Origin of the sequence: Candidatus Frankia alpina (assembly GCF_902806485.1) — a bacterium.
Lineage (GTDB): Bacteria > Actinomycetota > Actinomycetes > Frankiales > Frankiaceae > Frankia > Frankia alpina.
The window spans coordinates 1-1,198 of the sequence record NZ_CADCWT010000486.1 but is presented as its reverse complement, the minus strand read 5'-3'; the positions used below and the strand labels follow the sequence as shown (position 1 = coordinate 1,198).

The following is a 1,198-nucleotide window of genomic DNA, read 5'->3' as shown; positions in this document are numbered from 1 at the left end:
CCAACACACCAACACAACATTGATGTCACGCAAAGCGACAAAACGTTACCGGGAAAGGCTCACTGCCACTCGGTACGACCGACCGTCGTCTGGGTCCGGGCGGATTTCAATCTTTCCGGTGCCTTCGAGTGCCTGTATCCGTCGGGTCACCGAGGAGCGCGGGGAGCCAAGCACGTCGGCGATCTCGCTCGGCAGGAGTGCGCGGCCGTCGCCAAGCAACTGCATGACCGCGACCAGCTCGGTATCGAATGCCTTGGCTTGACCGCGCCGAATGAGGTTCACGAGCGCCATGACCGCGCCGGCGAACTCCTCAACGTCCACCCTTTCGTGCATGCGGCCGGTGGTATCATAGTTGGCTCCGGATAGCAACTATCTACCCCAGGAGGATTCGGTGCTGTCCGTGACGTCTGGCGGGAAACCGGCGCCACCACCCGGGGCGAGAGTCTGATGCACTAGGAACGGAAGCTCTTGCGGTAGGCATTGGGGGAGACGGCGACAGCGCCGCGGAGATGCTGGCGTAGTGAGGCAGCCGTGCCGAACCCCGAACGCTCGGCAATGCGGTCTATCGATAGATCGCTGTGCTCCAGCAAATGCCGGGCGAGGTCGATCCGTTGTTGGGTGAGCCACTTCCCGGGGCTCTCGCCGACCTCGGCACGGAACCGCCGGGTGAAGGTTCGGCGGCTCATCCCGGCGTGAGCAGCCAGATCCGTCAGCTGGATGGGGTGGTCCAGTCGCTCGAGGGCCCACAGGCGGGTGGGCGCGGTGCCAGTGTCCGTGGCCTCGGGGACTGGACGCTCGATGAACTGGGCCTGGCCGCCGTCCCGCCACGGGGGAATGACACAGCGACGGGCCACCTGGTTGGCGATGCCGCTGCCGTGGTTGCGGCGGATCAGATGCAGGCAGAGATCCACACCTGCGGCCGCGCCCGCCGAAGTGAGGACCCGTCCCGCGTCGATGAAAAGGACCTCGGGATTGACTCTGACGGCGGGGAAGGACCGCTGGAAATCCTCGGCGTGCCGCCAGTGGGTGGTCGCGGGCAGACCCTCCAGCAGGCCCGCGGCGGCCAACACGTAGGAGGCCAGGCAGATCGAGACCATCCGGGCCTCGGGACGGATTCGTGCGAGCGCCTCCGACAGTGAGCCTTTCCCGGTAACGTTTTGTCGCTTTGCGTGACATCAATGTTGTGTTGGTGTGTTGG

2 protein-coding genes are annotated in these 1,198 nt (G+C 65.2%); both read right to left on the bottom strand.

The genetic code is table 11. The features are described from left to right. Positions 1 to 45: 45 nt before the first annotated feature. Entirely contained in the window at positions 46 to 321 is a 276-nt protein-coding gene (locus tag G6R25_RS24095; RefSeq protein ID WP_235949539.1) for a MarR family transcriptional regulator, read from the bottom strand. 131 nt (positions 322 to 452) lie between these two features. After that, positions 453 to 1,097, bottom strand: a complete 645-nt coding sequence (locus G6R25_RS24090) for a helix-turn-helix domain-containing protein (RefSeq protein ID WP_205447436.1) — start codon at positions 1,095 to 1,097, stop codon at positions 453 to 455. Positions 1,098 to 1,198: the final 101 nt, after the last annotated feature.

What these genes read in the sequence shown, in the direction of transcription:
- G6R25_RS24090 (WP_205447436.1), bottom strand. Translation starts at nt 1,097, where the DNA reads ATGGTCTCGATCTGCCTGGCCTCCTACGTGTTGGCCGCCGCGGGCCTG.